Source organism: Pseudidiomarina marina, from assembly GCF_044807045.1.
Classification (GTDB): Bacteria; Pseudomonadota; Gammaproteobacteria; order Enterobacterales; family Alteromonadaceae; genus Pseudidiomarina; species Pseudidiomarina marina.
The window spans coordinates 713,635-735,915 of record NZ_CP085233.1 but is presented as its reverse complement, the minus strand read 5'-3'; the positions used below and the strand labels follow the sequence as shown (position 1 = coordinate 735,915).

22 protein-coding genes are annotated in these 22,281 nt (G+C 48.2%); 4 read left to right on the top strand and 18 right to left on the bottom strand.

Annotation, left to right across the window (positions count from 1 at the left end; genetic code table 11):
• The 12 genes from hemB to trmH are packed head-to-tail and all read right to left on the bottom strand — an operon-like array spanning position 1 to position 11,327.
• Positions 1-1,002, bottom strand: coding sequence for a porphobilinogen synthase (gene hemB, locus LG272_RS03515; protein ID WP_126760129.1), 1,002 nt, complete (start codon positions 1,000-1,002; stop codon positions 1-3).
• A gap of 14 nt (positions 1,003-1,016) precedes the next feature.
• Entirely contained in the window at positions 1,017-2,816 is a 1,800-nt protein-coding gene (locus LG272_RS03510; RefSeq protein WP_126760128.1) for a diguanylate cyclase, read from the bottom strand.
• Between the two features lie 7 nt (positions 2,817-2,823).
• Complete coding sequence (locus LG272_RS03505) at positions 2,824-3,603, bottom strand: TatD family hydrolase (RefSeq protein WP_404409706.1); 780 nt, start codon at positions 3,601-3,603, stop codon at positions 2,824-2,826.
• Positions 3,603-4,181 carry a hypothetical protein gene (locus tag LG272_RS03500; RefSeq protein ID WP_404409986.1) on the bottom strand — a complete coding sequence of 193 codons (579 nt, stop codon included), beginning with the start codon at positions 4,179-4,181 and terminating at the stop codon, positions 3,603-3,605. The genes LG272_RS03505 and LG272_RS03500 overlap by 1 nt, the downstream gene beginning before the upstream one ends.
• 3 nt (positions 4,182-4,184) lie before the next feature.
• A complete protein-coding gene (tatC, locus tag LG272_RS03495) occupies positions 4,185-4,922 on the bottom strand; it encodes a twin-arginine translocase subunit TatC (protein WP_404409705.1) in 738 nt (245 codons plus the stop codon).
• Complete coding sequence (gene tatB, locus LG272_RS03490) at positions 4,915-5,262, bottom strand: Sec-independent protein translocase protein TatB (protein WP_404409704.1); 348 nt, start codon at positions 5,260-5,262, stop codon at positions 4,915-4,917. The genes tatC and tatB overlap by 8 nt, the downstream gene beginning before the upstream one ends.
• A gap of 5 nt (positions 5,263-5,267) precedes the next feature.
• On the bottom strand, positions 5,268-5,480 hold the full coding sequence (gene tatA / locus LG272_RS03485; RefSeq protein WP_126760123.1) for a Sec-independent protein translocase subunit TatA: 213 nt from the start codon (positions 5,478-5,480) through the stop codon (positions 5,268-5,270).
• Positions 5,481-5,495: 15 nt separating this feature from the next.
• On the bottom strand, positions 5,496-7,142 hold the full coding sequence (gene ubiB / locus LG272_RS03480; protein WP_404409703.1) for a ubiquinone biosynthesis regulatory protein kinase UbiB: 1,647 nt from the start codon (positions 7,140-7,142) through the stop codon (positions 5,496-5,498).
• A 2-nt stretch (positions 7,143-7,144) separates the two neighbouring features.
• On the bottom strand, positions 7,145-7,765 hold the full coding sequence (locus LG272_RS03475) for an SCP2 domain-containing protein (protein WP_126760121.1): 621 nt from the start codon (positions 7,763-7,765) through the stop codon (positions 7,145-7,147).
• Positions 7,765-8,520: a bifunctional demethylmenaquinone methyltransferase/2-methoxy-6-polyprenyl-1,4-benzoquinol methylase UbiE gene (ubiE, locus tag LG272_RS03470; protein ID WP_126760120.1), complete on the bottom strand. Its 756-nt coding sequence runs from the start codon at positions 8,518-8,520 to the stop codon at positions 7,765-7,767. Before ubiE ends, LG272_RS03475 begins: the two co-directional genes overlap by 1 nt.
• Positions 8,521-8,562: 42 nt before the next feature.
• Positions 8,563-10,644, bottom strand: coding sequence for an ATP-dependent DNA helicase RecG (gene recG, locus LG272_RS03465; RefSeq protein ID WP_126760119.1), 2,082 nt, complete (start codon positions 10,642-10,644; stop codon positions 8,563-8,565).
• Positions 10,641-11,327, bottom strand: a complete 687-nt coding sequence (trmH, locus tag LG272_RS03460; RefSeq protein ID WP_404409702.1) for a tRNA (guanosine(18)-2'-O)-methyltransferase TrmH — start codon at positions 11,325-11,327, stop codon at positions 10,641-10,643. Before trmH ends, recG begins: the two co-directional genes overlap by 4 nt.
• A gap of 48 nt (positions 11,328-11,375) precedes the next feature.
• On the opposite strand from trmH, the gene LG272_RS03455 reads away from it, so the two are divergent.
• Positions 11,376-12,014 carry a TIGR01621 family pseudouridine synthase gene (locus LG272_RS03455; RefSeq protein ID WP_404409701.1) on the top strand — a complete coding sequence of 213 codons (639 nt, stop codon included), beginning with the start codon at positions 11,376-11,378 and terminating at the stop codon, positions 12,012-12,014.
• A gap of 99 nt (positions 12,015-12,113) precedes the next feature.
• The gene (locus LG272_RS03450; protein ID WP_404409700.1) at positions 12,114-13,406 is read left to right on the top strand and encodes a M20 family metallopeptidase; all 1,293 of its coding nucleotides are present in this window, start codon (positions 12,114-12,116) and stop codon (positions 13,404-13,406) included.
• 64 nt (positions 13,407-13,470) lie between these two features.
• On the opposite strand, the gene LG272_RS03445 is transcribed toward LG272_RS03450, so the two are convergent.
• Positions 13,471-15,120 carry a fatty acid--CoA ligase gene (locus tag LG272_RS03445; RefSeq protein ID WP_404409699.1) on the bottom strand — a complete coding sequence of 550 codons (1,650 nt, stop codon included), beginning with the start codon at positions 15,118-15,120 and terminating at the stop codon, positions 13,471-13,473.
• A 30-nt stretch (positions 15,121-15,150) separates the two neighbouring features.
• Positions 15,151-16,674 carry a GNAT family N-acetyltransferase gene (locus LG272_RS03440; RefSeq protein ID WP_404409698.1) on the bottom strand — a complete coding sequence of 508 codons (1,524 nt, stop codon included), beginning with the start codon at positions 16,672-16,674 and terminating at the stop codon, positions 15,151-15,153.
• A gap of 130 nt (positions 16,675-16,804) precedes the next feature.
• Here LG272_RS03440 and LG272_RS03435 point away from each other — a divergent pair, with 130 nt between their 5' ends.
• Positions 16,805-18,130 carry a Na+/H+ antiporter NhaC family protein gene (locus LG272_RS03435; RefSeq protein WP_404409697.1) on the top strand — a complete coding sequence of 442 codons (1,326 nt, stop codon included), beginning with the start codon at positions 16,805-16,807 and terminating at the stop codon, positions 18,128-18,130.
• On the opposite strand, the gene LG272_RS03430 is transcribed toward LG272_RS03435, so the two are convergent.
• From LG272_RS03430 to gmk, 4 genes are read right to left on the bottom strand one after another with little or no spacing between them, the layout of a single operon-like run.
• The gene (locus LG272_RS03430; protein WP_404409696.1) at positions 18,127-18,519 is read right to left on the bottom strand and encodes a Rid family detoxifying hydrolase; all 393 of its coding nucleotides are present in this window, start codon (positions 18,517-18,519) and stop codon (positions 18,127-18,129) included. The genes LG272_RS03435 and LG272_RS03430 overlap by 4 nt on opposite strands.
• 2 nt (positions 18,520-18,521) lie before the next feature.
• Positions 18,522-20,639 (bottom strand): bifunctional GTP diphosphokinase/guanosine-3',5'-bis pyrophosphate 3'-pyrophosphohydrolase, encoded by a 2,118-nt coding sequence (gene spoT / locus LG272_RS03425; protein WP_404409695.1) that lies wholly within the window; start codon positions 20,637-20,639, stop codon positions 18,522-18,524.
• Between the two features lie 5 nt (positions 20,640-20,644).
• Positions 20,645-20,920 carry a DNA-directed RNA polymerase subunit omega gene (rpoZ, locus tag LG272_RS03420; protein WP_404409694.1) on the bottom strand — a complete coding sequence of 92 codons (276 nt, stop codon included), beginning with the start codon at positions 20,918-20,920 and terminating at the stop codon, positions 20,645-20,647.
• 44 nt (positions 20,921-20,964) lie between these two features.
• Entirely contained in the window at positions 20,965-21,606 is a 642-nt protein-coding gene (gmk, locus tag LG272_RS03415) for a guanylate kinase (protein WP_126760109.1), read from the bottom strand.
• 81 nt (positions 21,607-21,687) lie between these two features.
• Between gmk and LG272_RS03410 the strand changes: the two genes are divergently transcribed.
• A complete protein-coding gene (locus LG272_RS03410) occupies positions 21,688-22,281 on the top strand; it encodes a LemA family protein (RefSeq protein ID WP_126760108.1) in 594 nt (197 codons plus the stop codon).

Genomic DNA, 22,281 nt, shown 5'->3' with positions numbered 1-22,281 from the left:
TTATTTTTGCTGAAGTTGCTGTGCCGCATACTTCGCAAAGTACGTCAAAATACCGTCGGCTCCAGCACGCTTAAAGCCTAACAATGATTCCATAATCACCGCTTCATTTAACCATCCATTGGCAATCGCCGCCTGCATCATGGCGTATTCACCGCTTACTTGATACGCAAACGTCGGTACCTTAAACGTATCTTTCACACGGCGCACAATATCGAGGTACGGCATGCCTGGCTTCACCATGACCATGTCAGCACCTTCGTCGATATCCAACGCAACTTCATGCAACGCCTCATCAGTGTTTGCCGGGTCCATTTGATAAGTTTTCTTGTCGCCACCTTTCAAATTACCAGCGGAACCAACTGCATCACGAAACGGCCCATAGAATGCCGAAGCGTATTTGGCGGAATAGGCCATAATTTGCACGTTGATAAAGCCGTGCTCTTCGAGTGCTTCTCTAATCGCACCAATGCGACCGTCCATCATATCTGATGGTGCAACAACATCGGCGCCTGCTCGCGCATGCGACAATGCCTGGCGCACTAGTGCTTCGGTCGTAATATCATTTTGGACATAACCTTGATCGTCAATGATGCCGTCCTGTCCGTGCGTCGTGAACGGATCAAGTGCAACGTCAGTGATTACGCCAAGTTCAGGTACTTCAGCTTTAATCGCGCGCACCGCTCGCTGTGCAAGGCCATTATCATCCCAAGCGGCGTCGGCAGTTAAGGACTTATCTTCGGCTGGCGTTACGGGAAACAGTGCTACAGCGGGAATGCCTAACGCGGCAATCTCTTTGCACTCGGCAACTAACAAGTCAATCGACAAACGTTCCACGCCTGGCATCGAAGCAACCTTTTCGCGTTGTTGCTCACCTGGCAGCACGAAAACGGGATAAATAAAATCGGCTGGGCTGAGCTGATTCTCAGCTACCATGCGCCGACTAAAATCATGACGACGCAAGCGACGCATACGACGGAACGGAAATTGACTGACATGCTGCATAAATTGTCCTTCGCTTATTCAGTTGAGGTAGACACAGAACGCTCTCGTTCCGCGATGACACGAATTTGATCGCGCCCGGCAGCTTTCGCGCGGTACAGAGCCTCGTCCGCCGCTGCTAACAATTGTGTCGGCTGATCATAGACGCCCGCCGCAGCAACCGCAACACCAATACTGACCGTAATATGCATCGGCCCATGATCGGTATCAAATGGATGTTCACGAACTAGTTGTGCAAGCTTCACCGCTAAATCGCGAGCACCAACTTCATCCGTATCTGGCAACAGCAAGGTAAATTCTTCGCCACCATAACGATATAGCGTGTCGCTAGCGCGACGCAAATTGCGCTTAAGTAGATTCGCTAAATCAATCAAGATCTGGTCGCCGAGCAGGTGACCGTAACTATCGTTGAGCGCTTTAAAATGATCAATATCGAGCATCGCTAAAGTCAAACTCGTCCCATTGCGACGACATCGACGGAATTCTCGTTTGAATTCTTGGTTTAAGAAACGACGATTATAAAGCCCCGTTAAGCCATCTTCGTTACTGCGCTGCTCTAGCTCTTGATTCGCCTTTTGCAAACGTACCATGACGCGCTCGAGCTCTTCAGTGCGCTCTGACACCATATCTTCAAGTTGATGGTTCATTTGTTCTTTCAAGGCGAGTTGTTCTTTACGGCCATCATTAAATCGAATTGCTAACGCCCAAGACAACAACAGCACCTCAAAGGCTGAAGCGGCCATAATCGCGTAACGTTGCACAAATACTGATTCAAATAACCCCAAATAACCGAGCGCGTTCACGCAAATAGCGGCAAGCAAAGCACTTAGCGCCAGCGTATAAATACGCGCATAAATAAGTCCACGCCGCCATAGAACAATACCGCTACCTAAAAGGAAACCGCACCCTACTACCGCCAATATAAGAACGAATGGGATCAGTAATGCGTACGGCAAAAAGATACTCAATACAAACGTCGTAGCGTACACCATCATGAATCGGCGTAGCCAGCGATGGATGGTTGCGCTGTGAACTTTAGTTTGCAAAACCCCCATGGTCACCAGCGTTGCAAACATAATCATAATGCTACCAATCATGGTTACGATGCGGTCTTGCAACCAAATCCAATTCGGCCATAAATATTGGTAACCGACACCGTCCAGACCAGCCATTAACAAGCCGATAGAAAGTGTATAAGCCGAGTAATTTAAGAAGCTAATATCGCGGGTGACTAAAAAATTAAATAGGTTATAAATTGCCATGCATAGCAGTAAACCAAAATATAGCCCTGTCGCTGCTACTTGGTATTGATTCGCTTCCATAAACTCTAGCGGCTCCCAAATTTCTAGTGGGAATCGCAACGAGCTCTCGGTTCTTACGCGAATGTAAATATCATGCGCATTGTGAGTGGGTACCGGCACAACAAAGTTTTTATTGTGCACGGGGCGCTCGTTGAACGGCAACTGGTCGCCCATATGCAACTGCTTTAGAACTTCACCCGATTTTACAAAATAAACATCAATGCTATCGAGTAGTGGATACCCCAAGTAAAGCATTCGATCGGCTTCATTTTCGTCAACTTGCACCCGAAACCAATAGGCTTCCGGCGTATATCCAAACGATACGGCCTCGTTCTCAGGTATGGTTTGCCAGTTTTGCAGGGGAGAATCTATCAGTTGCTGTAGCGAAGTATTCTCGCTCTCTTGCTGATAGTAAATAAGTGGTTTCGCCGGCTCTGCTCGAGCCTCAGACAGCGCGCCCCCAAAACACAACACCACCAGTAGAATCATCCACTGCTGGAAAGTTTTGTATGTCATAGCTTCCCTATTTTATAAAAAAACGAAGGCTGTTTTGCCAAGTTTGGGCAGCTATTTCTCTGACTTCCTGTTGTCTCAACTGCGCCAAAAACTTACCTATTTCAGGTAAAAAACAAGGCTCATTTTGCGCTGGCCGAGGGCGAATTGTGCGCGGCACTAGAAACGGCGCATCAGTCTCCAATAGCAGACGATCTGCCGGAATATCTAGTACCGCTTGCTGTAATTCAAGCCCTCGACGTTCGTCGCACAGCCAACCTGTAATGCCTATATAACAACCAAGATCGAGGTAACGTGCAAGCTCTTTTTTACCGCCAGTAAAACAATGTGCCAACATTCGCGGAATATTTCTCTGGTATCGCGCTAACAAGTCGCATTGTTGTTGGTGCGCATCTCGTTCGTGCAAATACACCGGCAATTGCAGTTCCGCAGCGAGAGCTAATTGCGCTTCAAATACTTTAAGTTGCGTTGCTTGCGGTGAGTAATTGCGATTAAAGTCGAGTCCACACTCGCCTATTGCGACGACACTGGGGTGTTTGGCGAGGTCTTTAAGTTGGGCAACAAAATCAGGCGCAGCTTCTGCCGCGTCATGAGGGTGAATCCCCACGGTTGCGACTAATCGGTCAGGATAGCGGTTACACAAAGCGACTGCGTCAGCACTTTCCTGCAGATTGGTGCCGATAACGAGTAATTTCTCAACACCAGCGGCGGCAGCGCGTTCGAGCACTGCATCAACGTCACGGAAAAGTTTACCGTTCGTTAAATTTACGCCGCTATCAAACCAACGCATTATTTAATACGTTTAACACGCGTACGGCGGGGGCTATCGTCGCGACCGAGGAAGAAGTAACTACCAAATAAACCGCGCTCGAGATAATACGGTTCGTTCTCTTTGATGATGAACCGCTCAGCACTGATTTGCTCCCACACTTGGCCATCAGTAGTTTCGATGGTCAATACACCGACTTTGTTACGCGAATGACTGGCAATGCGAATCGTCATTCGGTCTGGCTCTGCAGCATCTTTTTCATCGGGTAAATGCTCAAAACCAAAGCGGTCGCGCTTACTTTGTTCAGTTTCGTTCTGTTGAGCGCGCCCCGTATTGTTGGCTCGCTCTTGAACGCGCTCTTGCGCCCGTGCATTCGCTGGCGTGCCTGCGACTGGACTCGCTGTATCAGCGGCTGCGGCGGCGTCAGAAGAGAGGTTCCCTGCCGCAACGTCATCAAAGCATACGAGCCGTTTTAGCGGATTTTTAATTGTTGTACATTGTGCTAGCTGCTGCTCCAATGACTGCGCTTGAGCTGGGCTCGAAACCACCCATAATACGGACATGGCAGCAACTGAAAGAAACACAAACTGCTTGGTCATAATTTAATCCTGATGTTGTTCGGTTTTTGATTCGGTTGAATATAGACCCGCAATCACTAATCCAAGTTCAAACAATAACCACATTGGTATTGCTAACAAGGTTTGTGAAATAACGTCGGGTGGCGTGAGTAACATGCCCACTACGAAAGCACCGACAATAATATATGGGCGCTTTTTACGCAATGAAGTGACATTGGTAACTCCGGTCCAACACAACAAGATAATGGCTACCGGGGTCTCAAAAGCAATACCAAATGCCATGAAGATGGTCAGTACAAAATCGAGATAGCTGGCGATATCGGTGGCAACTGTCACGCCGGCGGGGGCTGCTGAGGCAAAGAAACTAAGTGCCAACGGTAGCACCACAAAATAGGCGAAGGCCGCGCCAGCATAAAACAGTAGTGTACTGCTTGCGAGTAACGGCACAACGAGACGTTTTTCTTTGCGATATAGCCCTGGCGCGATAAATGCCCATAATTGCCACAACAAATAAGGCACGGCAATTGCAATTGACACCACAAAAGCCAGTTTAAATGGAGTAAAAAACGGGGTCGCCACATCGGTGGCTATCATGCTGGCACCTTGTGGCAGGCTCGCCAACATTGGCGCCGCCAATAGGTGATATAACTCGTCGGCAAAAACCGCCGCTACGGCAAAAACGAGACCAACGACAACAACACTACGCAACAGTCGATTGCGCAGTTCCAATAAATGATCAAGTAACGGCGATTGACTACTCATGCTTGTCGCTGTCATCTTTCTTGGTTACTGACGCATCATCTTGCTTCGCTGCGTAAGGCCGTTGCACTTGCTGTGCCGCTGCTTTTAACTCAGCGACCGAGCGCTGCAGCTCCGGCGGCAACTTATCCATATCCAGCTGTTCGGCTTGCTGTAAATGTTCATGCAGTTCTTTGATGCGAAGCTCATGTTTAAGCTCATTCTGCACATTACTTGAGAACTCTCGAACGCGGCGCACGGTGCGTTGCAAAGCACGCAACGCGCCCGGCAAGCGTTCCGGGCCCAACACGATCAAGCCCAGAATGGCAATCACGATGAGTTCCCAAAAGCCGATATCAAACATGTGAATTACTTATCTTTGTCTTGGTCAGCGGCTTGCTGTTTTTGATCCAGCTGTTTCTTTTCTGCGTCGTTGTCCGCCGGTTCATCGCTGACAGATTTCTTGAACCCTTTCACTGCAGAGCCCAAATCCGAACCTATGTTGCGTAACCGTTTGGTACCGAACAACAGCACCACAATCACTAAAATAATCAGTAATTGCCAAAGACTTACTCCACCCATGTCATGCCTCGTTTTCTATGAATTTTTTCGACGCCACAGCACTGCACCGCAAAGCACAGCGACTGCTGCAGTAGATGCAACCAGCCATAGTGGTTGCTCAGTTACATATAAAATTGTGGTACTTATAATCAAACCACAGGTTACCGCGGCCCAGCCAATCTGCCTGCTCTGCCGCTGCTGCACTTCGCTCATTTGTGCCAACAATTGCTGTTGCGCAAGTGCCTGCGGCCGTTGGCTTTTCAGATAATCATAAAGCAAGGTTGGCATTTCTGGCAGTTTTTCTGCCCAAAACGGTGCGTTTTCTTGTAATGAACGCACAACTGCACGCCAACCTAATTGTTCCTTCATCCATTTTTCTAAAAATGGCTTCGCGGTTTGCCATAAATCCAACTGAGGATAAAGCGTACGACCTAAGCCTTCAACGTATAACAGCGTTTTCTGCAATAGCACTAACTGCGGTTGCACTTCCATTTCAAAGCGGCGCGCTGTATTAAATAAATTCACCAGCACATGGCCAAAAGAAATTTCTGCCAATGGCTTATTAAATATCGGCTCACACACCGTTCGAATCGCTGACTCAAATTCTTCCACATTGATATGTGCCGGCACCCAACCTGAATCCACATGCAACTCGGCTACTTTGCGGTAATCACGATTAAAGAATGCCAAAAAGTTTTCGGCTAAATAGCGCTTGTCTTCACGGTTAAGCGTACCGACTATGCCAAAATCAATGCCTAAATAGCTTGGGTTATCTGGGTTATCGCGCGACACGAAAATATTGCCAGGATGCATATCAGCATGGAAGAAACTGTCGCGAAACACCTGCGTGAAAAACACTTCGACACCGCGTTCGGCAAGAATTTTCATATTCACGCCCATGGCCATCAAGGTATCGACATCGCTTACAGGAATACCATCAATGCGCTCCATCACCATCACGTTGTGTCGACTGTAATCGCTATAAACCGTTGGTATGTATAGCAGCGGCGAATTCTCAAAGTTGCGCTTGAGCTGAATAGCGTTGCCGGCTTCGCGAAGCAAATCCAACTCGTCTAGTAGTGTTTTACGGTATTCCTTAACAACTTCCTTTGGCTTAAGCCGACGGCCATCTGGTAAATGGCGCGCCAGAACGCCAGCCAAGGTCTCCATTAATCGCAAATCAGCATCAATATCTGCGCGAATGTCAGGACGAATCACCTTTATCACAACATCAGCGCCAGCATCATCACCATGCTTTAAGCGCGCCGTGTGAACTTGAGCTATCGACGCCGAGGCTAATGGCTGTACCGAAAAGTCATCGAAGGCGTCATTAATGTGCTGCAAACCCAGCGCTTTTTCGATGAGCTGCTGCGCTTGTTCACCGGGGAAAGCGCGTACTTTGTCTTGTAGCTTCGCCAGCTCGTTGGCTATATCCGGCGGCAATAAATCGCGACGCGTGGAGAGCATCTGACCAAACTTAACCCAGACCGGTCCGAGTGACTCAAGTGCAAGCCGTAACCGCGCTCCTGCCGATTTTTGTTTATGCTTATTGGGCATCCAAAACAGCCCATAGCGGCCAATGCGTAAACTCCAAGGTAACCAGCGCGCAGGAATAATCTCATCCAAACCATAGGTGAGGAAGGTTTTCGCAATTTTATAGGCTCGGCTAATGCGCTGGCTCACGATTAGTTTCCTTTATCACTTAACGGAAAGTTGGTTCTAAAATCACGTTCGAGACGATCGAGCTTTGCCCGTACTTGCTGCAGGTTTAGTTTGAACTCTTCAAATTCGTCGGCGCTTACCAGCACACGCTTCTCTTCAACTAGAACATCGCGCACCCAGGCTTGTTGGTCAGCCAAAGCTTGCTGTAGCCATTTTCTGCCGCGCAAAAAGGCTTGGCTAACAAAGTGTGCAGGAACATCGCCCAAACGCTGCGCTAATTGCTCCTGCCAATCAATATCTAGCTCGACAAACAATTTGCTGAATTGCTGTGCCAACATGGGGTCACCATCAATATCGAGGGCATCAGCTTTAATCAAACGGGTGATATTGGCGGTATCGCGTAATTCGGGCAGTACCGCTAGGCGGGTCATAATATGGCAATCAACCGCGTCGGAATCCACCCAACTTAATACAACGCCTTCGGCTAACGCGGTGATGGTAAATGGCTTACCCAACTCATGCAACGTTACACGAACACGTTTGTCGGTTAGTTTGCGCAGCCGCTCTGACGATTGCGTATCTAAACTTAATAAGTGATTCGCAAAAGCTTCCGCCGCACCGGTAGGAAAGACCGTCCACAACATCAGAATTTAAACCCGCGGTGCAGCGCCACAATACCACCGGTCAAATTGTCATAGGTGACCTGATCGTAACCGGCTTTTTCCATCATCCCTTTCAGCGTTTCCTGGTCGGGGTGCATGCGTATCGATTCGGCGAGATATTGATAACTGTCTGCGTCACCAGCGACGAGTTGGCCCATTTTCGGCAACACGTTAAACGAATAAAAATCGTAAGCTTGATTGAGCAAGGGTTGTATTGGCTTCGAAAATTCAAGCACCAATAATCGCCCGCCTGGCTTCAATACGCGAAACATAGATTCCAGGGCTTTCTGTTTGTCAGTCACGTTGCGCAAACCAAATGCGATGGTAATAATGTCGAAACTATCATCCGCAAACGGCAACTCTTCAGCGTTTGCCTGCACATAACGTACATTGCCAACAATACCGCGGTTGCGAAGTTTATCGCGCCCAACTTCTAACATCGCATCATTAATATCCGCTAAGACAACCTCGCCAGTTGGGCCCACGCGGCGTGAAAACTGTGCGGTGAGATCACCGGTGCCACCAGCAATATCGAGCACCTTCATGCCAGTTCGCACACCACTGCAATCAATGGTGTAACGCTTCCACAAACGATGAATGCCAAACGACATCAGATCGTTCATGACATCGTATTTTTGCGCCACGGAATTAAACACGTTAGCGACTAAGTTTTGCTTCTCGGTTTTCGCGACTTGTTTGTATCCAAAGTCGATCGTGTCTTGATTCGATTCTTTCATGTTTAAACCTTTTTCATCATCTGCCGCTAGTGTACTACGAAATCAAGCTTGGGCGTAGTGATCACGACGCGGTAACCAGCGTTGGATCAATGCATCAGCTGTTTGTGGGTAGCGTTCCCAAATCGTGTGGGCAAGGTGCTGAACTTGATCGATTAAATGACTATGTTTCACCAAGTCAGCCACTTTCATTTCGGTTAAGCCTGTTTGCTTTTGCCCGAGCAACTCACCTGGGCCACGAAGTTCTAAATCACGTTGCGCAATAACAAAACCATCGCTGCTATCGCGAAGTACAGCTAATCTTTTGGTCGCTGTTTTCGATAACGGCGCATGATAAAGCAATACACAGTGACTGGCTGCAGCACCGCGACCTACACGGCCTCGCAACTGGTGTAACTGAGCCAACCCAAGCCGTTCGGGGTTTTCAATAATCATTAAGCTCGCATTCGGTACATCAACGCCAACTTCGATGACAGTTGTCGCCACCAGCAAATCAAGTTCGTGCGCTTTGAACGCAGCCATTACAGCTTCTTTCTCTTGGCTTTTTAAACGACCATGAACCAAGCCGATGCGCAAGTTCGGTAATGCTTCTTGTAATTGCGCTGCGGTATCTTCGGCGGCTTGGCACTGCAGCGCCTCCGACTCTTCAATGAGCGTACACACCCAATACGCTTGGCGGCCCTGTTCGGTGCACACTTGATGCACGCGCTCAATCACTTGGTCGCGGCGTGTATCCGGAATCGCCACAGTTGTTACTGGTGTTCGACCCGGCGGCAACTCGTCGATAATTGACGTTGCTAAATCGGCATAGGCCGTCATCGCGAGCGTTCTTGGAATGGGCGTTGCTGTCATGATCAGTTGGTGCGGCTGATACCCCTGAACCACGCCCTTTTGACGCAATTCTAAACGTTGGTGCACGCCAAAACGGTGCTGTTCATCAATAATCACGAGCGCTAAGTTGTGATAATTCACGTCAGCTTGAAAAAGTGCATGCGTACCAACAATAAACTGCACATCACCGTTAGCTATGTGCGCTAAGTTTTCTTGTCGTTCTTTGGTCTTTTGTTTGCCCGCAAGCCAACCCACGCGCACACCTAACGGTTCGAGCCACTGCCGAAACGTCAGTGCATGTTGCTCCGCAAGTATCTCCGTTGGTGCCATCAATGCAACTTGATATCCTTGCCCGATAGCGGTTAATGCGGCCAATGCTGCCACTAAGGTTTTGCCCGAGCCAACATCCCCCTGAACGAGTCGCATCATCGGAAAATCGAGTGCTAAATCGTGCTGAATTTCTTGTACAACTCGCTGCTGTGCTCCTGTTGGCTTAAATGGTAGCTGCGCCAGAAACGCTTGCTCAAGGGCGGTGTTCACTTGTAGCGAACGTGCCTGATGTGCTTGTTTTACCGCGCGCAATTTCAACAAACTAAGCTGGTGCGCCAATAATTCTTCAGCGGCTAAGCGTGTCTGAGCGGGGTGTGTACCTTCGGTTAATTGTTGCAAGCTGACATCAAGCGGCGGACGATGCAAGGTTCGAAGTGCTTGCGCTAAGCTAATTCCGCCTGGCCGCAATGGCTCCGGCAGTAATTCAGGCAAAGCTTGTTCATTTAAATAAGTGAGTGCTTGCTCGCTTATTTTACGCAATGTCGCTTGCTGCACCCCTTCAGTGGCAGGGTAAACCGGCGTTAAAACCTCTTCACCAAGCTGCGGCGCTACCCCCTCAACAATCTTATATTCAGGATGAATCATGTCTGGGCCATTGATGCCACGGCGCACTTCACCGAATAATTGTAATTGCGTTCCTTGTGCAAATTGCTTTAATTGCGCGGCTGAAAATTGAAAAAACACCAGGTTTAGCACACCGCTGGCGTCACGCACTCTCACTTTCAGCATTCGTCGCCTACCATAGGCCACTTCGGCTTTCACCACCTCAGCAATAACCGTTGCACTGGTACCTGACTGTAATGCCGCAATCGGATAGATGCGCGAGCGATCTTCATAACGCAGCGGTAGATGCAATAAAACGTCCTGCACACTTACCAAACCAAGCTTCTCCAGCTTCGCTTGGAGCTTTGGCCCCACGCCTTTTAGCGTGCTTAATGGAATTCGATGCAGGCCGTCTGAAGTCATCGCTTGGCACTCCGAATTTGTTGCCACCAAGTTTCATCAGCAGCAATTTGACCGTGTTCATCAAGTGCTGGATACGGAATATCATTGAGTCGGCAAAGTCGCGCAAATATCGGATGCCCGCCTTCAAAAAGTACGCGCTGGCGCTCAGCTTTAGCCAACGTTGGTTGTTGATAACACCCTGCAGCCTCACGTTGACGCTGCGCCTCATACATAATCACCGCCGCCGCAACCGAGACGTTCAGCGATTCGGCCATGCCCACCATCGGAATAATAATTTGATGGTCTGCCGCAGCAATCGCTTCAGGTGTGACGCCACGGCGTTCTTGCCCTAATATAATCGCCGTGGGTTTGGTGTAATCAATGGTTCGAAAATCAACGGCTTGATCAGACAAATTGGTAACGAGAATTTGTTTGCCCTCGTCGCGCAACTGATCAATGGCCGGCTGCAAGCCATCGTGATGGTTAACTTTTACCCATTTTTCGCTACCGACGGCTGCACCACGTGTCATTCGAAAATGGCGCTCGTACCAGATAGCATGCACTTCATGCACACCTACGGCATCGGCAGTGCGAACTAAAGCGGCTAAATTATGATTTTTATGGACACTCTCCAAACACAACGTAAGATCAGGTTGACGCTGGTCTAACAGTTGCGAAATACGTGCGAAGCGCTCCGGCGACATGATGATTTCCAACTATTTTTTATATAGAACTGAGGCAAGTATAACGGCATGCGAGAGTTATCCATAGTATTTCGCCACCCTGATTTTTATGTGCTAGATAAGCCCGCCGGCGCGCCGATGCATGCCAACGATAACGAGTTCAGCGTGGTTCATCAACTTAGCGAGCAACTCGGTGAACCATTGTGGCCCGTGCATCGCTTAGACACACCAACATCTGGCGCCTTGTTAGTAGCCCGTAACCATGATGCAGCCGCTGCCCTAAGCGGTCTTTTTGCTCACCGCGAAATGCAAAAATTTTACCTTGCCATCAGCGCTGGCAAACCAAAGAAAAAGCAGGGACTAATTAGTGGCGATATGCAAAAGGTTCGCCGCGGTAATTGGCGTTTACTTCACAGCCAAGAAAACCCAGCGCAGACACGTTTTATCAGTTATTCACTCAAACCGGGGTATCGCTTTTATGTGCTGAAACCCATCACAGGGCGTACCCATCAGCTACGCGTCGCGTTAAAAAGCCTCGGTGTACCCATTTGCGGCGATGAACGATACGGCGGAGAGGTTGCTGAGCATCTTCATCTACATGCATGGAAATTAAAATTTCACTATGCCGGAGAGAGGTTTGACATTACAGCGCCTTGGCCAACGTACGAGCACTTCGCAGACTTACCCGCAACAATCGAGATATTCTGAACATTTCATAAGCTATACGACCATCGTTGAGCTTGGCAATGTAGTCCGAAAAGCGGCATACTCATTTCATGTTTGTTTTTTAACCTGAAGGTAGTTGCCATGAAACACAATCTATTAAGTTTAGCGCTCATCACAGCGCTTGGTTCATTTGCTGGTGCGGCAGCAGCTCAACAGCCCGTAAAAATTGGCGCCGATCTCGAACAAAAAGTCATTGAGTGGCGCCGCGACTTGCACCAACATCCTGAATTAAGTAACCGTGAATTCCGCACTGCCAAAGTCATCACAGAGCACCTCGAAGACCTCGGCTTAGAGGTACAAACCGGCGTTGCGCACACTGGTGTGGTCGGTTTACTCAAGGGTGCCAAGCCGGGCCCAACAATTGCGTTACGCGCTGATATGGATGCACTACCAGTCACTGAATTAACCGACGTGCCGTTCGCATCAAAAGCAGTTTCTGAATACCGCGGTAAAGAAGTTGGTGTTATGCATGCCTGCGGCCATGACCTACATGTAGCCATGTTAATGGGTGCGGCTGAGCAGCTCACGGCGATGCGCGATCAGCTTGCTGGTAATGTGGTATTTATCTTCCAGCCGGCTGAAGAAGGCGCGCCAGTAGGTGAAGAAGGCGGCGCTGAGTTGATGCTAAAAGAAGGTCTGTTTAAGCAGTACCAGCCAGAAGCGGTGTTTGGTATCCACGTCTGGTCGGCCGGTAACACCGGGCAAATTGGCTATCGTGAAGGCCCACTGATGGCGTCGTCAGACCGTTTCGAAATTAATGTGAAAGGCCGCCAAACTCATGGCTCACGCCCGTGGGGCGGTGTCGATCCGATTGTGGCCGCAGGACAAATAATCAGTAACACGCAAAGCATTGTGTCGCGTCAAATCGATATCACCAAAGCGCCAGCGGTTGTGAGCTTCGGCATTGTCGAGGGCGGTGTACGTAACAACATCATCCCAGACGAAGTGTACTTAGAAGGTACCATTCGTAACTTTGATATGGATAACCGGGCGCAAATTTTTGAGAACTTGAAAGCTACCGCAGAGCACACCGCGAAAGCCAGTGGCGCTGAAGCACATGTCCACATTGATGAAGGTTACCCTGTTACCATTAATGACCCAGAGCTGACACGCAAAATGTTACCAACCATGGAACGCGTAGCAGGCACCGACAATGTGAAGGTAAATGCATTAGTAACCGGTGCGGAGGACTTCTCGTTTTATGCTTTGGAGGTTCCGGGTTTATTCGTGTTTTTAGGAATTACGCCGGAAGGACAAGACCCAGCAGAGGCGCCAAGCAACCACTCGCCGTACTTCTATGCTGACGAGGATGCATTAAAAACGGGTACCGAGCTTTACGTGAACTGGGTATTCGATTACGCCAAGCTTAAATAACTGAGTAAAATTTGAGCATAAAAAAGGCCCAATTATTCGGGCCTTTTTCGTTTTGGCGTCGAGACTACTGCGATTTCAGCATCTCGCGTATCACCTTTTTATCGATTTTACCGACGCTAGTACGTGGAATTTCTTCCACCACTTTCACCGTATCTGGCACGTACCATTTCTCAATCAGGCCTTCATCGATATATTGCTGCATATGCGCAACAACCGCGTCGCGATCTACTTTGGCGCCAGCTCGCGCGGTGACAATAGCATGCGGGCGCTCGCCCCATTCGTCATCAGGCAAGCCAATCACTGCCGCAAGCTCGATATCGGGATGCTTGCTAATCAGGTTTTCAATATCTAAGGATGATACCCACTCACCACCTGTTTTAATCACATCTTTGATGCGATCACGAATCTGCAGTGTATACGTACTATCGATAGTACCGACGTCACCCGTGTGCATCCAACCATTTGCCCATAGCTCTTGGCTTTTCTCTGGCTCATTTAAATAACCCTGAGTGAGCCAAGGTGTACGCACCACCACTTCGCCCATCGCTTCTCCATCGTGTGGCAAGAAGCGGCCATTGCTATCGATAATGCGCATGTTCACAAAAGGCACCGGACGACCCGTTTTAATTCGTTCAGCGACTTGTTGATCATGGCTAAATTCATCCGCATTCAAAGGCATCCATGTGGTGCTTAATAACGGACAGGTTTCCGACATACCGTAACCGGTATAAATTTCGATACCACGTTCTAACGCGGCACTCGCTAGTCCTGCTGTTAGTGCGCTACCGCCGATGAGCACTTGCCAGCCGCTAAAATCAATCGCTTTGGCTTTTTCACTGCTCAGCACCATCTGTAATATTGTTGGTACGCAGTGTGAGAACGTTACTTTCTCAGTCACAAACAGTTTCAGCAAAGTTGCCGGCTCGTAGCGGCCTGGATACACCTGCTTCAAGCCCATCATGGTGGCGACATACGGCACACCCCATGCATGCACGTGGAACATTGGGGTAATTGGCATGTACACGCTCGATGCTTGCATCAATTGCATGTTGTCGTTCATTGACGTGGTCGCTGCTAACGCCATGGTGTGTAACACGAGTTGGCGATGCGAAAAATACACGCCTTTCGGGTTGCCAGTGGTTCCCGTGGTATAGAACGTGGTGGCAATGGCATTTTCATCAAAATCGGGAAAATCGAAATCTGGTAATGCGCCGCGCATCAAATCTTCGTATTCACCTTCAGTACTTAAAGGCGACTCTGGTGGCGTGTCTGAGTCACTAAGTTGAATATATTTTTCAACCGTCATTAACTCGTGTTTCACTTTCGCCAAGAGCGGTAGAAAATCATCATGAGCCAACACCACTTTGTCTTCAGCATGATTCATGGTGTAGACAATTTGCTCTGGTGCTAAACGTACGTTGACAGTGTGTAACACCGCGCCAATCATCGGAATAGCAAAGAAGCATTCAAGGTAGCGTGGTGTATCCCAATCGAGCACCGCCACGACATCACCAGCTTTTACCCCCGCTTCAGTTAAAACGTTGGCAAGCCGACAAACCCGCTCATTAAACTCTTGATAGCTGTAGCGTTTGCCATTGTTACCCCCGACAATTTCATTCTCACCCGCGTAGCGTTGGCTTGAGAGCAGCAACTGCTTAATGAGTAGAGGGTATTGATATGCCTCTTCAGTTGGTTTCAATAATTTTACCGGCATAATGATTCCTTGTTGTTCTGTATTTTTTTGTTACCACTTACGGGTCACTTCATAAATATCGGTACGGCGATCTTTTAAATTCGTCACCGAACCTTCGTGATGTAAATATCGCAATTCATCTAAGTTCAGATCAGAAAATATTAACTGCTCGGTGTTTGGCGTGGTTTCGGCCATAATCGCATCATATGGGAACGCGAAATCAGATGGTGAGAATACCGCCGACTGCGCATATTGAACATCGAGGCTCTCTACTTGCGGTAAGTTCCCAACACTACCGCAAGTAACTACATAACATTCGTTTTCAACAGCGCGCGCTTGTGCACAATGGCGTACACGCAAATAAGCGTTACGGGTGTCAGTCCAAAACGGTACAAACAAAATCTCGAGGCCTTCATTTGCCATCAAGCGACCTAGTTCAGGAAACTCGACGTCGTAACAAATCAAAATACCCACTTTACCGGCATCCGTATCGAAGACGCTTACCTGATCACCACCCTCAATGACCCAATCACGTTTTTCGTGCGGCGTAACATGAATCTTTCGTTGCTCTTCAACCGTACCATCACGACGACACAGGTAAGAGACGTTATAAATCACATCGTCTTCATTAATCGGCATCGAGCCCGTAATGATATTGACGTTATAGCTCACCGCCATTTGTGACATTTCACGCTTGAAGCGCTCGGTGAATCCCGCCAAGAAACGAATTGCGTCTTTTTGCTGACTCTGGTCAGTGAGCCCCATCAACGGCGCATTAAAAAACTCGGGGAACACCGCAAAATCACTTTGATAACTTGATATGGCATCCACGAAATACTCAACCTGGCGTAACATCTCTTCTACCGAGTCAATTTCACGCATTTGCCATTGCACTGCACCCACTCGCACGTTACGAATACGCGAGCCAAGAATATTGTCGGACGGCTCGTATAAAAAGTTATTCCACTCTAATAAAGTCGCAAAACCAACCGAGCGCTTATCTTCTGGCAGGTATTTACCCAATAACCGTTTTACCGTGAAGTCGTTTGCCAGTTGGAAAGTCAAAATGGGGTCATAGATTTCGCGACGGTGCACGGCTTCAATATATTGACCGGGCGTCATTTCATCGGCGTATTTATGGAAGTTCACAATACGACCACCAGCAAGAATTGCCTTCAGGTTGGACTGCCGACAAAGCTCTTTGCGCGCATCATACAAGCGTCGGCCAAGGCGGTAACCACGATAATCCGGATGAATTAAGACATCCAAGCCATAAATGGCATCGCCCTTGCGATCATTAAGAATATTCTCACGCGCATCCATTAAGTCATCATAAGTATGCGGGTTGCTAAAGCGGGCATATTTCACCTTCACCGTCAGCGCAACACCAACAAGTTGGCCATTGTCTTCAAGACAAATTTGGCCCTCTGGAAACTCTTGAACCAATTTCAAGATGGTATGCTCACCCCAAGCCCCACCGATATCGGGATAAACCTTATCCATCAAGGCTTTTAATTGTGGGTAATCCTCTTTGCGAAGATTACGTAACTGTAAGTGAAGTTCATCCGGGCTCATAGACATCCTTTGTGGTTCTGTGTACAACTTGAATTAAAGGTAAGCGTTCTACGCGATGCTTGCAACGTCAAGATAAGACATATAAACTTCTGGACGTCTAAATAACAACATCACTGAAGCAAGGAATTTTATGACACAACCAGCCAGTGCCAAGGCGCTTTTGCCGCTTGGTTTATTTCTTACGCTGTTCCTTGGCACCGGGATCTACTTCCAACTATCAGGTGTCGATTATGCGTTTTATCAACTCGCCAGCCCCGTAGCGATATTGCCGGCCATTATTCTAGGCGTCATTTTAAGCAAGCAAGCGTTTGAAGAGCGTATTGATACCTTTGTAGCCGGCGTTGGCGAGCGCAACATTGTCACTATGTGCATGATTTACTTGCTAGCCGGCGCATTTTCAACAGTCGCTGCTGCAACGGGCGGCGTTGATGCGATGGTTGCACTCGGCTTAAACGTTATTCCGCCACAATTCTTGTTACCAGGTTTGTTCGTCATTGCTGCCGTGGTATCAACCGCCATGGGAACGTCAATGGGAACGCTCGCTGCGTTAGCGCCCGTTGCTTTAGGTTTAGGCCAAGCAGCGGAAATCGATTTAGCGTTACTCGCCGGTGTACTCGTAAGCGGTGCCATGTTCGGTGACAATTTGTCATTTATTTCCGATACCACCATTGCCGCCACGCGTACACAAGGCTGCGAAATGAGTGATAAGTTTAAAGCGAATCTAAAGATTGCGTTACCGGCAGCTGCACTCACACTGATCTGGTTGTTCACCTATGATACCGGTGCGGTCCCACCGAAAATTCCAGAGGCAAACCTTTGGCTGAGCCTGCCGTACTTTTTTATCATTGTGTTGGCGGTACTTGGTTTGAACGTATTCGCCGTACTCACGTTAGGGATTATTCTTGCTGCAGCCTTCGGCATGGCCACGGTTGGCTACGAATGGGTGGCGTTTAGCAAAGATATCTATGAAGGCTTCACCAGTATGCAAGAAATCTTCTTACTTTCGTTGCTTATTGGTGGGTTATCAGCGCTGATTCGTCAGCAGGGTGGTTTGAAGTTTCTAGCCAACAGCGTCAGTAGCATGACTAGTCGCTTGTTCAAACATAAACAGCAACGCGCAGCATTTGGTGTTGCAGCCCTCACTGGCTTAACCAACTTTGCTGTGGCAAACAATACAGTCACTATTTTGCTTTCTGGTGAAGTTAGCAAGCGCTTAGCCGAAGAAGGTAATTTAGCCCCACGCCAAAGTGCGAGTTTGCTGGATATTTTTGCCTGTGTCGTACAAGGCGCGTTGCCCTATGGTGCGCAAGCATTATTGATGGGAGCGAGCTTTGGATTGTCGCCACTTGATGTCAGTATTCACACCGGTTATTGCTTTATACTTGCAGGTGTCGCTATTGCGATGATCATCTGGCGCAAGCCGTTAGAGGCTCGCACCAGCGAAGCAGTGGCTTAATTGGTGCTTGGTAGCTCCATCACGCCATCAATTTCAATTTGCGCGCCCTTCGGCAACGCTTTAACGCCGATTGCGGCGCGCGCAGGATATGGCATCGCAAAAAACTCAGCCATGACTTCGTTCACAATTGGGAAGTTACCTAAATCAGTCAAATAAATTTGTACTTTGACCATGTCTTGCAGTTCACCACCGGCGGCTTCACACACTGCACTTAAATTTTTAAAAACTTGCACCGCTTGCGCGCGAAAATCCTCACTGACAAACGCCATGGTTTCAGGAACCAACGGAATTTGACCGGATAGATACACGGTGGTGCCAATTTTCACTGCCTGCGAATAGGTGCCAATGGCAGCTGGTGCTTTTTCAGTACTAATAATTACTTTTGACATATTTACTTCCTTAACCGCCAAACCCGCTGTACATTCGGCATTTTTCGAATGTGGCGGATCACATCGGCGAGTTGTTTCCTATCTCGCACACTCAGTGCGATATCAATGTAATAAATATTGGCATCTAATTCTTCAGTTTTCAGGCCATGAATATTGCAGCCTGTCGCTGAAATGGATGCCGTAAGTTTAGCTAAAGCGCCTTGATGGTTGACAATTTCCACCCGCACTTCAGTGGTAAATTCAGCTTCTGTATTGGCTTCCCATTGCACAGGGAAGTAACGGCCTGGCTCTTCTTCGTAACCACGCACGTTCTTACACTCTTTGCGATGTACCACCAGCCCTTTACCGGGGCTTACGTGGGCAATAATGTCATCACCAGGAATCGGTCGACAGCACTTAGCAAAGCTTACTAATAAACCTTCGGCACCACGAATTGCTAGCGTTGTTTTCGGTTGAGCTATTGCGTCTTGCTCATCTTTCAACTGCGATAACTCGCCGAGTAACCGTTTGGCGATAGCAATCGACATCATATTGCCTAAGCCAATTTCACGCAGCAACGATGACACATCTTTCAGTTTCACTTCTTTAAGAACACGCTCAAAATCAGCCTTCGGAATGTCGTCATAATTAATCGGCCCGAGCGCTGCGCGTAACAAACGTTCGCCAAGTTGCTCCGCTTCACGTGTCTCTTGCCCCTTCAAATACTGCCGAATCTTCGCTCGGGCTTTTCCGGTAACTGCGAAGTTTAACCAAGCAATATTGGGCCGCGAACCTGGCGCCGTTTTAATTTCGACCGTCTGCCCGGTCTCAAGCGGCTTCGATAATGACGATACTTTGTGATTAACACGCGCACCGATACACGTATTACCGATATCCGTGTGCACGGCATAAGCAAAATCTACCGGGGTTGCGCCTTGCGGCAATTCGATAATGCGACCTTCTGGCGTAAACACGTAAATTTCTTCTGGAAACAGCTCAGATTTAACGTTTTCAATAAACTCAAATGCGTTACCCGTGCTTTGCTGTAATTCAAGCAAACTTTGCATCCAGCGGCGTGCACGTACTTGTGCGGTAGTACCCGTACTCTCGTCGGTTTTGTAAAGCCAGTGGGCTGCGACACCGCGATCGGCCATCAAATTCATTTCTTCGGTACGAATTTGCACTTCAACCGGAATACCATGAGGCCCTTTCAAACTGGTGTGCAACGACTGATAGCCATTGGATTTTGGAATAGCAATGTAATCTTTGAAACGCGTTTCGATTGGCTTGTACAAGTTATGTAAGGCACCCAGCACGCGATAGCAAGTATCCAGCTCATCAACAATCACGCGAAAAGCGTAGATATCCATCACTTGTTCGAACTTCAACTCTTTGTGCTTCATCTTTTGATAGATGCTGTACAAGTGCTTTTCTCGTCCCAAAACACGTGCTTTTATACCCACATCTTTTAGACGTTTTTCAATTTCGGTTTGCACGCGTTCGACAAGTTCACGACGATTTCCGCGTGCCTTTTTGACTTCTGATTCGAGTAATTTCGCGCGCCAGGGATGAAGTGCATGAAAGCCCAACAACTCCAGCTCATTTTTAATGTCGTGAATACCTAAGCGATGAGCCAACGGCGCATAAATTTCTAAAGTTTCGCGCGCAATCCGGCGTTTCTTCTCTGGGCGTAAATGCCCAATGGTGCGCATGTTGTGTGTGCGATCAGCAAGCTTAATCAAAATGACACGAATATCTTGCACCATCGCCATAATCATTTTGCGATAGTTTTCAGTTTGCAGTTCTTCTTTAGAATTGAATTGCAGTTTGTCGAGCTTGGAAACGCCTTCAACGAGCTCAGCGACAGTTGCGCCAAACTGTTCAGCAAGATCTTCTTGGGTATATTCGGTGTCTTCGATCACATCATGTAGCAAAGCGGCCATGATGGTTTCGTGATCGAGTCGCATGTCGGCCAATAGGCCTGCGACCGCAACGGGATGAGTGATATAGGGTTCGCCGCTATGGCGCTTCTGATGTTTGTGTCCATCAGCGGCTAATTTGAAGGCCGCAGCAGCCTGCTCCACCTGTTCGGGTGGCAAATACTCAGCTAACTGTTGCCTGAGGCCTTCAAACAAATACACCCGATTTACTCAAGCCCACGAATTGCGTCTACGGCAGCCATTTCTTCGGCGTCTTTTTGCGCCATTTCAGTGCGTTCTTCTGCGTCTAAACGCTTCGCATCAATGTGGCCGCCTTCAATTTCGCGTAAAGCGACAACGGTTGCTTTTTCATTGTTTTTCCAAGGAACCAGGGCATCTTTGCCTTGGGTTGCCAATTGACGGGCACGACGTGCTGCTACGAGCACTAAATCAAATCGGTTGCCGATACGGTCAACAGCATCTTCTACGGTTACGCGAGCCATGTTTACTCCAACTATGTGCAAAACGGGTCAGGAATTATACGGATTTACCCGTCATTCGCCAAGAGATCTTTGAGTTTAGCGGCATGCCGCACTTGTTGTAATGCTACCTTAAGGCGCTGGGCAAACACAATATGCTCAAGCTGCGCCAAGGTTTGCTCAAATTTATCATTGACCAACAAGTAATCAAACTCATGATAATGCGACATTTCTGCTTGTGCTTTTTCCATGCGCGAACGAATCACTTCGTCACTGTCTTGGCCACGACTGCGAAGTCGCTGCTCAAGTACCTCAAGGCTTGGCGGCACAATAAAAATAGATTGCGCTTGCGGGTGAGCTTCACGAACTTGACGTGCACCTTGCCAATCGATATCCAAAAATACGTCGATACCTTGCGCTAAGGTATGCTCAATGTAACTACGCGAAGTACCGTAGTAATTACCGAATACGTGCGCCCACTCATAAAAATCATTGTTATCGATTTTTTCTTTGAACTGACTTTCAGTAAGAAAATGATAGTGCACACCGTCAATTTCGCCGGGCCGTGGAGCCCGCGTTGTACATGACACCGACACCTGCATACTTTCTTCAGTGTGGCGCGCAAGCAAAGCACGGATTAAACTGGATTTACCTGCACCACTTGGTGCAGCCAAAATAAATAAATTGCCGGTGGCGATTGATGTTGTCATGAATACTTACATTGATCGGCTTGCTAATAACGGCAAAGCATAGCATGTTGCATAGTAAAATAACTAGAGCGGAGAGCTGGGATGACTACAGGATGGATTATTATCATTGTTGCAGTAGTGGTGTTGGTGTACTTAATTGGCATATACAACAAACTGGTGCGACTCAAAAATCAATTTGAAAATGCGTTTGCGCAAATTGAAGTCCAACTCAAACGTCGCTATGACTTAATTCCCAATTTAGTCGAAACGGCGAAAGCCTACTTAACACACGAGCGGGAAACGCTTGAAGCGGTTATTTCGGCACGTAACCAAGCCGCGGCGGCATTACCGCAAGCAGCAAAAGATCCAACCAACGCTGGGGCAATGCAGCAGTTAGGCGGAGCCGAGTCGGCGTTAGGAAGTGCTTTGGGTCGATTAAATGTTGTCATGGAAGCGTACCCCGATTTAAAAGCCAACCAAAATATGATGCAAGTGAGCGAAGAGTTGACCAGCACAGAAAATCGTGTTGCATTCTCGCGCCAAGCCTTTAACGATGCGGTGATGACTTACAACACCTATCGTCAATCATTTCCACCGGTCCTATTCGCCAGCTTTTTTGGTCATAGCAAAGATGCCAATCTGCTCGAATTTGCCGATAGCGCAGAAATACAAGCGGCGCCAAAAGTTAACTTTTAA

What these genes read in the sequence shown, in the direction of transcription:
- LG272_RS03410 (WP_126760108.1), top strand. Translation starts at nt 21,688, where the DNA reads ATGACTACAGGATGGATTATTATCATTGTTGCAGTAGTGGTGTTGGTG.
- hemB (WP_126760129.1), bottom strand. Translation starts at nt 1,002, where the DNA reads ATGCAGCATGTCAGTCAATTTCCGTTCCGTCGTATGCGTCGCTTGCGT.
- tatA (WP_126760123.1), bottom strand. Translation starts at nt 5,480, where the DNA reads ATGGGTGGAGTAAGTCTTTGGCAATTACTGATTATTTTAGTGATTGTG.
- trmH (WP_404409702.1), bottom strand. Translation starts at nt 11,327, where the DNA reads ATGTCGCCGGAGCGCTTCGCACGTATTTCGCAACTGTTAGACCAGCGT.
- ubiE (WP_126760120.1), bottom strand. Translation starts at nt 8,520, where the DNA reads ATGAAAGAATCGAATCAAGACACGATCGACTTTGGATACAAACAAGTC.
- LG272_RS03445 (WP_404409699.1), bottom strand. Translation starts at nt 15,120, where the DNA reads ATGCCGGTAAAATTATTGAAACCAACTGAAGAGGCATATCAATACCCT.
- LG272_RS03500 (WP_404409986.1), bottom strand. Translation starts at nt 4,181, where the DNA reads ATGACCAAGCAGTTTGTGTTTCTTTCAGTTGCTGCCATGTCCGTATTA.
- LG272_RS03455 (WP_404409701.1), top strand. Translation starts at nt 11,376, where the DNA reads ATGCGAGAGTTATCCATAGTATTTCGCCACCCTGATTTTTATGTGCTA.
- tatC (WP_404409705.1), bottom strand. Translation starts at nt 4,922, where the DNA reads ATGAGTAGTCAATCGCCGTTACTTGATCATTTATTGGAACTGCGCAAT.
- LG272_RS03475 (WP_126760121.1), bottom strand. Translation starts at nt 7,765, where the DNA reads ATGTTGTGGACGGTCTTTCCTACCGGTGCGGCGGAAGCTTTTGCGAAT.
- recG (WP_126760119.1), bottom strand. Translation starts at nt 10,644, where the DNA reads ATGACTTCAGACGGCCTGCATCGAATTCCATTAAGCACGCTAAAAGGC.
- LG272_RS03430 (WP_404409696.1), bottom strand. Translation starts at nt 18,519, where the DNA reads ATGTCAAAAGTAATTATTAGTACTGAAAAAGCACCAGCTGCCATTGGC.
- gmk (WP_126760109.1), bottom strand. Translation starts at nt 21,606, where the DNA reads ATGACAACATCAATCGCCACCGGCAATTTATTTATTTTGGCTGCACCA.
- LG272_RS03510 (WP_126760128.1), bottom strand. Translation starts at nt 2,816, where the DNA reads ATGACATACAAAACTTTCCAGCAGTGGATGATTCTACTGGTGGTGTTG.
- LG272_RS03450 (WP_404409700.1), top strand. Translation starts at nt 12,114, where the DNA reads ATGAAACACAATCTATTAAGTTTAGCGCTCATCACAGCGCTTGGTTCA.
- rpoZ (WP_404409694.1), bottom strand. Translation starts at nt 20,920, where the DNA reads ATGGCTCGCGTAACCGTAGAAGATGCTGTTGACCGTATCGGCAACCGA.
- LG272_RS03435 (WP_404409697.1), top strand. Translation starts at nt 16,805, where the DNA reads ATGACACAACCAGCCAGTGCCAAGGCGCTTTTGCCGCTTGGTTTATTT.
- LG272_RS03440 (WP_404409698.1), bottom strand. Translation starts at nt 16,674, where the DNA reads ATGAGCCCGGATGAACTTCACTTACAGTTACGTAATCTTCGCAAAGAG.
- tatB (WP_404409704.1), bottom strand. Translation starts at nt 5,262, where the DNA reads ATGTTTGATATCGGCTTTTGGGAACTCATCGTGATTGCCATTCTGGGC.
- LG272_RS03505 (WP_404409706.1), bottom strand. Translation starts at nt 3,603, where the DNA reads ATGCGTTGGTTTGATAGCGGCGTAAATTTAACGAACGGTAAACTTTTC.